The following is a 7,431-nucleotide window of genomic DNA, read 5'->3' on the forward strand; positions in this document are numbered from 1 at the left end:
GGACGCCGCTGCGGGGCCTGACCCGACCGGCACCCCGCAGCGGGGTTCCAGGCTGCGCCGGTCGCCGGACTGCCGACCGAGAGACGTTCCGCCCCATGACTTCCCACGCTTCCGCGACCTTCCCCACCCTCCGCACCCCCGCAGGTCCTGTCCCGCCGGACGCACCGGCGTGGAATCGGCAGCGCCCCGGCGCGATGCCGCACCACCGCTACCGCCCCGTACACGACCGGGTCGCGCTGCCGCTGACGGACCGGACCTGGCCGTCCCGCGGCATCGAACGCGCCCCGCTGTGGGTGCCCGTCGATCTGCGCGACGGCAACCAGGCGCTGGCCGAGCCGATGGACACCGAGCGCAAACGCCGCCTGTTCGACCTCCTGGTCGCCATGGGCTTCAAGGAGATCGAGGTCGGCTACCCCTCCGCCAGCGAAACCGACTTCGCCTTCGTCCGCCACCTGGCGACCGGCGGCGCGGTGCCCGAGGACGTGACCGTCTCCGTCTTCACCGCGGCCCGCCGCGACCTGATCGACCGGACGATCGCGTCGGTCGAGGGCCTGCCGCGCACGGTCGTCCACCTCTACACGGCGACCGCGCCCACCTGGCGGGAGGTGGTCCTGGGGCGGTCCCGCGGCGAGGTGCACGGGATGATCCGGGACGCCGCCACCCACCTGATGCGGCGGGCCGGGGAACTGCCGGGCGCGGACGTCCGGTTCGAGTTCTCCCCCGAGGTCTTCAACCTCACGGAGCCGGACTTCGTCCTGGAGGTCTGCAACGGGCTCACCGAGCTGTGGGAGGCGTCCTGGGACCGGCCGGTGATCCACAACCTGCCGGCGACGGTGGAGGTGGCCACGCCGAACGTGTACGCGGACCAGATCGAGTACATGCACCGCCACCTGGCGCGGCGCGACGCGGTGATCCTCTCCGTCCACCCGCACAACGACCGCGGCACCGGTGTCGCCTGTGCCGAGCTGGCCGTGCTGGCCGGTGCGCAGCGGGTGGAGGGCTGCCTGTTCGGCAACGGCGAGCGGACGGGGAACGTCGATCTGGTCACCCTGGCCCTGAACCTCTACGCGCAGGGCGTGGACCCGATGATCGACTTCTCCGATATCGACGCGGTACGGGAGGTGGCGGAGTACTGCACCCGGCTCCCGGTCCCGCCCCGCCACCCGTATGCCGGCGCGCTCGTGCACACGGCCTTCTCCGGCACCCACCAGGACGCCATCGCCAAGGGCCTGGCCCGGCACGCCGAGCAGGCCGCCGAGCAGGGCGTCCCCGCCGGCCAGGCACCGTGGTCGGTGCCGTACCTGCCCATCGACCCGCACGACATCGGCCGCACCTACGAGGAGGTCATCCGCGTCAACTCGCAGTCCGGCAAGGGCGGTATCGCCCACCTGTTGCGCACCCACCACGGCCTGGACCTGCCGGGGGCGCTGCGGCCGGACTTCTCCCGTACGGTGCAGCGGGCCACCGACGCCGGCGGCCGGGAGCTGTCGCCCGAGGACCTGTGGGACCTCTTCCGCGCCACCTACCTCCGCCCGGCCCAGGACGGCCCGGTCACCCTCGTCTCCTGGCACACCGCCGAAGAGGCCCCGGGCGTGCACCGGTTCGCCGGCACGCTGCGCATCGGCGGCCGGGAGCACCACTGCCGGGGCACGGGGAACGGCCCGCTGTCGGCCTTCACCGACGCCCTCGGCACCGCCGGGATCGCGGTCGACATCCTCACCTACGCCGAACACGCCGTCACCTCGGGCCCGGGCAGCCCCGCCATCAGCTACGCCGAGTGCCGGGTGGGGGACGTCACCCGCTGGGGAGCGGGCTGGGACACCTCCCTGCTGGCCGCCTCGGTGCACGCCGTCCTGGCCGCGGTCAACCGCGCCGAACGGCCCTGAGCGCCCACCCGAGGCCACCCGCCGGCCGCCCGGGACGCGTGCGCTGCTGCCGTTCGGTGATGTCCCAGCGCCACTACGGCCACGCGGCGGTCTGCGGGCCGGCGTTCGCGGCGACCGGCCTCTCCGGCCTGTGCCAGCCGCTCTTCGGCGCGCTCGCCGACCGGAAGCCGCGGCCCTGGCTGGTGCCGACCGGCTTCTGCACCGCGGCCTTCGGCGTGACGGCGGCGGGGCTGCCGGGGAGCTACCCGGCCACCTGGCTGTGGATCGCGCCGGCCGGCATCGGCATCGCCGCGTACCACCCGGCGGCCACCGGCCGCCGCCGACCGGTCCCGTACGCGCTCCGCCCGGCCGAGCAGCCCGGCCGCACGGTGCGCGTACGCCAACACCCCTTTTCTCCCCGGCCGTTCACCCGACCACTACGCTGCGACGATGGACACCGCGCACACCTCCCACCCGCCCGCCGGTCCCACCCGGTCCGCGGGTCCGGCCGGGCCGAACGACTACGACAGCTTCGCCGAGGCGTACTCGGCGGACACCGAGCACAACCTCCTCAACGCCCACTACGCGCGGCCCGCGATCCTGGCGCTCGCCGGGGACGTGGCCGGCCGCCGGGTCCTGGACGCCGGGTGCGGTGCGGGCCCGCTGTCCGCCGCGCTGCGCGACCGCGGGGCCCTCGTCACCGGCATCGACGCCAGCGCCGGGATGCTGGCGCTGGCCAGACGGCGGCTCGGTGACGACGCGGCGCTGCACCAGGCCGACCTGAGCGACCCGCTGCCGTTCGCCGACGACACCTTCGACGACGTGGTCGCCTCGCTGGTGCTGCACTACCTGGAGGACTGGGGTCCGACGCTGGCCGAGCTGCGCCGGGTGCTGCGGCCCGGCGGCCGGCTGATCGCGTCGGTGGAGCACCCTTTCGTGGCGTACGCGATCCAGCAGCCCCGGCCCGACTACTACGCGACCACCAGCTATTCCTTCGACTGGGTGTTCAACGGGCGGTCCTTCCCGATGACGTTCTGGCGCAGGCCGCTGCACGCGATGATCGATGCCTTCACCGCCGCCGGCTTCCACCCTCCGGCCCTCAGCGAGCCGCGGCCCGACCCGGCCGCCCGCGCGCTCTTCCCCGACGACTTCGACGACCTCGCGACCAAGGTCAGCTTCCTGTTCTTCGTCGCCGAGGTACCGCGGCCGGCCGCCGGCACGGACGGTTGAGGGCCGCCTTCCGGTGGGAAGCCGCCGGGCACGCCGCCGCCCTGGAGGCGCAGATCAGCCTCCCGCGGCTGCGGCAGGGCCTGATCGAGGACTTCCTCGGCGCCGTCTTCGACGGCCTCCCCGCCGGCCGCGTCCACCCCGCGGTCCGGCGCTCCCCCACCCCCGAGTTCCCCCGCGACCGGGCGGAGGAGCAGGTGGCGGCCTGGGTGGAGTGGGCGGAGCCGGCCCTGGATACGGCCTTCCGCGCCCGTCTGCGGCGCCTGGTCGAAGACCACACCGCCGATCCGCCCGGCGGCCACCGCGCCGGGAACGGAGCCAGGGCCGGGGCCCCGGCTCCGGACCTGGTGCCTTCAACCGGCCAGGGCGGCGAGGGTGGCGTCGAGGTCGCTGTCCCCGGAGCGGTTGTGGGGCAGCTTGGCGAGGAGGTTGGCCATCGCGCAGGTGTTGGTGAGCGCGGAGAAGACCAGGCCGCCGGCGACGCCGGCACTCAGCGCGCGGGCCTTGGGCCAGCGCCGTCCGGTCAGCAGCCCGGCCAGGACGAGGGAACCGGCGGCGAGGCGGACCTGGCGGTCCATGGCCCAGGGGGTGCGGGCAGCGGCGGCGCGGTGCGTCTCGTGACCGCTCTGCGTCCACGCGGTGGTGCCGCCGGTGAGGTTGGCGGCGGGGATGCCCTCGTCGGCCAGGCGCCGGCAGGCCCGGGTGGAGCGGGCGCCGGAGGCGCACACCAGGAGGAGGTCGCCGCGGCCGGCGGCCGCCTTCAGCGCGGGCAGGGCCTGCTCCAGGTGGTCGAGGGGGATGTTGTGGGCGCCGGGCAGGTGGCCGGAGGCGTACTCGCCGGGGGTCCGCACGTCGATGGCGGTCAGCTCGTGCAGGCGGTCGTGGGCCTGCTCGGCGGTGAGGTGGGTGGTGGGTGCCACGGGGAATGTTCCTTTTCTCTGCGGAGTTCCCCCCTCCGCTAGAATACCCGTAGGGGTATCACCGGGAAGGGAGCAGGGGCTGTGGAGTTGACGATGGCGGCCGAGGAACTGAAGACGGCGGTCAACCGGCTGCGCCGGGCGCAGGGCCAGATCGCCGGGGTGATCAAGATGATCGAGGAGGGACGGGACTGCGAGGACGTGGTCACGCAACTGGCCGCGGCGTCCCGGGCGCTGGACAGGGCGGGCTTCGCGATCATCGCCACCGGCCTCCAGCACTGCCTGACCGATGACGGGGCGGCCACCGGTCCGGCGGACCGCGAGCAGATGCGGGCCCGTCTGGAGAAGCTCTTCCTCTCCCTCGCCTGAGCCGCCCGGCACGCGCCGGACCCTGAGCCGGACCGGTGCGCACCGCCGAAGCCTCATCCGGCGGCGCACACCGGCCACGTCGCGCCGCGGGCGCCGGCGGCGCACCTCCGGCGCACCGGACCGGCTCGCCCCCCGCCCACCGGCCGATTCGCCTCGCGCGCACCGTACCGCTCGTTTCACCGGAGAGCGTCGGCGAGCATGAAGGCCGCCACGGCCAGCAGGGCGAGCGCGAAGATCCGCTGGAGCAGCGGGCCGCTCACCTTGGCCGCCAGGCGCCTGCCGTCCCAGGCACCGAGGATCGCGGCACCGGCGAAGGGGGCGATCACCGCCCAGTCCAGACCGGCCGCGGTGGCGCCGCGGGTGACCAGCGCGGCCAGCGAGTTCACCGAGATGACCAGCAGGCTCGTCCCGACGGCGGCCGGCATGTCGAACGCCAGCACGGTGACGAGGGTGGGGACGGCGAGGAAGCCTCCCCCGACCCCGAGCAGCCCGGTCAGCGCGCCCAGTCCCGCACCGGCGCCCGCGGCACCGGCCGGTCGCACCTTCGGCGTCCGCCCGGTGCCGGCCCGCCCGGGGCGCAGCATGCGCACCGCGGTGAGCGCGGCGATGCCGGCGAAGGCGGCGGTCAGCACCGGTTGCGGCAGGCCGGAGGCGGCCGCTCCGGCCGCGGCGGCGGGCAGCAGACCGGCCGCCGCGAAGAGCGCGCCGGCTTTCCAGCGGACGTTGCCGCTGCGGGCGTGGCCGTACAGGGCGGTGAGCGAGGTGGCGCCGACGATGACCAGGCCGGCGGTGGTGGCGGCGGCCGGGGTGAAGCCGAGCAGGTAGATCAGCGCGGGCACCGCCAGGACGCTGCCGCCCCCGCCGAGCGCGCCGAGCGCCAGCCCGACCACGCCCCCGGAGACCAGGGCCAGGATCAGCGCGCTCATATCAGGGACCCGCTGCCGCCGCACGCGCCGCCGACCGGCCCGCCCCGTCCGGCCGCGGGACGCGCGGCCACGCCCCGCACCGGAGGACGGAACGCGCCCGGTGCGCGCCCGGTCTGCCGCTGCGGCAGGTCCCCGGTGCCCGGGGAAGGGACGGTCCGGCCGTCGCCGGTGTGCCGCGGGGCCGGGGGCGCGGTGCGGCGACCGGGGGCGCGGCGGAGAAGGGTGAGCATGGTGCGGTCACTCCGTGGGGGTGGTGCGGGGCAGGTCGGGGGTCAGTCGGTGCCGAGCGGACCGGCGAGGCCGAGGCCCGCCTCGGTGGCGGCCTCGAAGCCGTCGTCGATGGCGACCACGTCGCGGCCGGCGGCATCGAGCAGGGAGGCGGCGATCGCCGCACGCATCCCGCCGGCGCAGTGCACCCACACCACCCCGTCCGGAACCTCGCCGATCCGGCCGGGCAGCTCGTGCACCGGGATGTGCACCGAGCCCTCGATGAAGCCGTCCGTACGCTCGGCGTCCCGGCGCACGTCGAGCACCACCACCGGCTCGCCGCGCTCCCGCACCGTCGCCAGGTCGGCGAAGCGGGCGCGCGGGAAGGAAGCGAGCCGCTCACCGGCGCGGACCCAGCCGGCCGCCTCGCCGGTGGCCGCGGCGGCCGGGCGGTCGATCCCCACCCGCGCCAGCTCCCGCTGCGCGTCGGCGACCTGCTCGGGCGTCTCGGCCAGCAGAGTGACCGGCTTGCCCCACGGGATCAGCCAGGCCAGGTAGGTGGCGACCTTCCCCGCGCCCTCGAAGTTGAACGAGCCGGCCACGTGCCCCTGGGCGAACGCGACCCGGCTGCGCAGATCCACCACCCACTCTCCGGCGGCCAGCCGGGCGGCGATCTCCGCGGCGTCCGCGGGCTCCGGCGGGGTGAGGTCGAGGGGCGCGGGGCCGGCGGCGTTGGCCGGGCCCATGTGGGCGTAGTAGGCGGGTACGTCGTCCAGCCCGGCGAGCAGCTCGGCGACGAAGGTGTCCGCGTCCTTGGCCAGCGCGTCGTTGCTGCGGCGCTCCTCGCCGATCGTGGTCGCGTCCCCCGCCGCCTGCGCGGAGGAGCAGAAGCTGCCGAACCCGTGGGTGGGCAGCACCGGCACCTCGTCGTCCAGCTCGTCCGCCAGGCGGTGCGCGGAGGCGTGCTGGGCGCGGGCCAGCTGCTCGGTCAGCCGCGGCTCGACCAGGTCCGGCCGGCCGACGGTGCCGATCAGCAACGAACCGCCGGTGAACGCCGCCACCGCCCGGCTCTCCTCCTCCAGGACGTACGAGGTGTGGTGCGGGGTGTGCCCCGGGGTGGCGAGCGCCCGCAGCACCAGGCCCGTGTCCACCGCGAAGGTGTCGCCGTCGGCGACCGCGGTGCGGGCGAAGCCGACCGAGGCTCCGGCCGGTACCAGGTAGCGGGCGCCGGTCACGCGGGCGAGCTCCAGACCACCGGATAGGTAGTCGTTGTGGACATGGGTCTCGGCCACCAGGGCGATCCGCACCCCGCGCCGGGCGGCCGCGGCGATGACCCGCTCGATGTCGCGGGGCGGGTCCACCACCACGGCGGACCGGGCCCCTCCGGCCAGGTAGCTGCGGTTGCCCAGGCCCTCGCATTCCAGGGTGTCAGCGAAGAACACGTCTACGACTCCTTTGGGACGGTGTACCCCGGGGGGTATCTGTCACCCACCCTAGCAGGGGTACCCCCGGGGGTATTCCCGGGTGCCGGGCAGCCCCTCCGCCGGGCGTTGCCCCGACGCCGCCCGGGCACCCCCCGGGACACCGGGGAACCAGCCGCCGCACCACTCGCCGCCCCCACGCCCCGCACCGCAACCCGAACCCCCCGCCCCCCGAGCGCCCGACCGAGCCCCGACAGGACCAGGCACCGCCCCCTCGCACCTGACCGCGACCACGCAAAAGAGGGCGGGCACCGTGAGGTGCCCGCCCCGGCCGCGCGACGCCGCGCGGATCAGTGGAGCTTGCTGCGTGCCGCCTCGAACGCGCGGGCATGACCCGCCTCGTCCGTCGCGTTGTGGGCGAACTGCGCCGCGGCCTTGGTGTCCCCGGCCGTCTTCGCCTGGCGGGCGTAGGTGGGGTACATGGTGCGGGACTCGTACT

The 7,431-nt window shown here is 75.6% G+C and carries 7 protein-coding genes; 3 read left to right on the plus strand and 4 right to left on the minus strand.

Annotation, left to right across the window (positions count from 1 at the left end):
* The first annotated feature begins 95 nt into the window (after positions 1 to 95).
* A complete protein-coding gene (gene leuA / locus MUU72_RS32355) occupies positions 96 to 1,886 on the plus strand; it encodes a 2-isopropylmalate synthase (protein WP_248017015.1) in 1,791 nt (596 codons plus the stop codon).
* A 429-nt stretch (positions 1,887 to 2,315) separates the two neighbouring features.
* Positions 2,316 to 3,095: a class I SAM-dependent methyltransferase gene (locus MUU72_RS32360; RefSeq protein WP_248017016.1), complete on the plus strand. Its 780-nt coding sequence runs from the start codon at positions 2,316 to 2,318 to the stop codon at positions 3,093 to 3,095.
* Positions 3,096 to 3,445: 350 nt separating this feature from the next.
* On the opposite strand, the gene MUU72_RS32365 is transcribed toward MUU72_RS32360, so the two are convergent.
* The gene (locus tag MUU72_RS32365; protein ID WP_248017017.1) at positions 3,446 to 4,012 is read right to left on the minus strand and encodes a rhodanese-like domain-containing protein; all 567 of its coding nucleotides are present in this window, start codon (positions 4,010 to 4,012) and stop codon (positions 3,446 to 3,448) included.
* An 81-nt stretch (positions 4,013 to 4,093) separates the two neighbouring features.
* Here MUU72_RS32365 and MUU72_RS32370 point away from each other — a divergent pair, with 81 nt between their 5' ends.
* Positions 4,094 to 4,378, plus strand: coding sequence for a metal-sensitive transcriptional regulator (locus tag MUU72_RS32370; RefSeq protein ID WP_248017018.1), 285 nt, complete (start codon positions 4,094 to 4,096; stop codon positions 4,376 to 4,378).
* Between the two features lie 176 nt (positions 4,379 to 4,554).
* Here the strand turns inward: MUU72_RS32370 and MUU72_RS32375 are convergent, their stop codons facing one another.
* The 3 genes from MUU72_RS32375 to MUU72_RS35500 form a co-directional block, all read right to left on the minus strand.
* On the minus strand, positions 4,555 to 5,304 hold the full coding sequence (locus MUU72_RS32375) for a sulfite exporter TauE/SafE family protein (RefSeq protein WP_248017019.1): 750 nt from the start codon (positions 5,302 to 5,304) through the stop codon (positions 4,555 to 4,557).
* Positions 5,305 to 5,576: 272 nt separating this feature from the next.
* Positions 5,577 to 6,953 carry an MBL fold metallo-hydrolase gene (locus MUU72_RS32380; protein WP_248017020.1) on the minus strand — a complete coding sequence of 459 codons (1,377 nt, stop codon included), beginning with the start codon at positions 6,951 to 6,953 and terminating at the stop codon, positions 5,577 to 5,579.
* Between the two features lie 329 nt (positions 6,954 to 7,282).
* Complete coding sequence (locus tag MUU72_RS35500; protein WP_282505183.1) at positions 7,283 to 7,414, minus strand: ferritin family protein; 132 nt, start codon at positions 7,412 to 7,414, stop codon at positions 7,283 to 7,285.
* Positions 7,415 to 7,431 lie beyond the last annotated feature (17 nt).

It is taken from the genome of Streptomyces rhizoryzae, assembly GCF_023155275.1.
GTDB classification, from domain to species: Bacteria; Actinomycetota; Actinomycetes; order Streptomycetales; family Streptomycetaceae; genus Streptomyces; species Streptomyces rhizoryzae.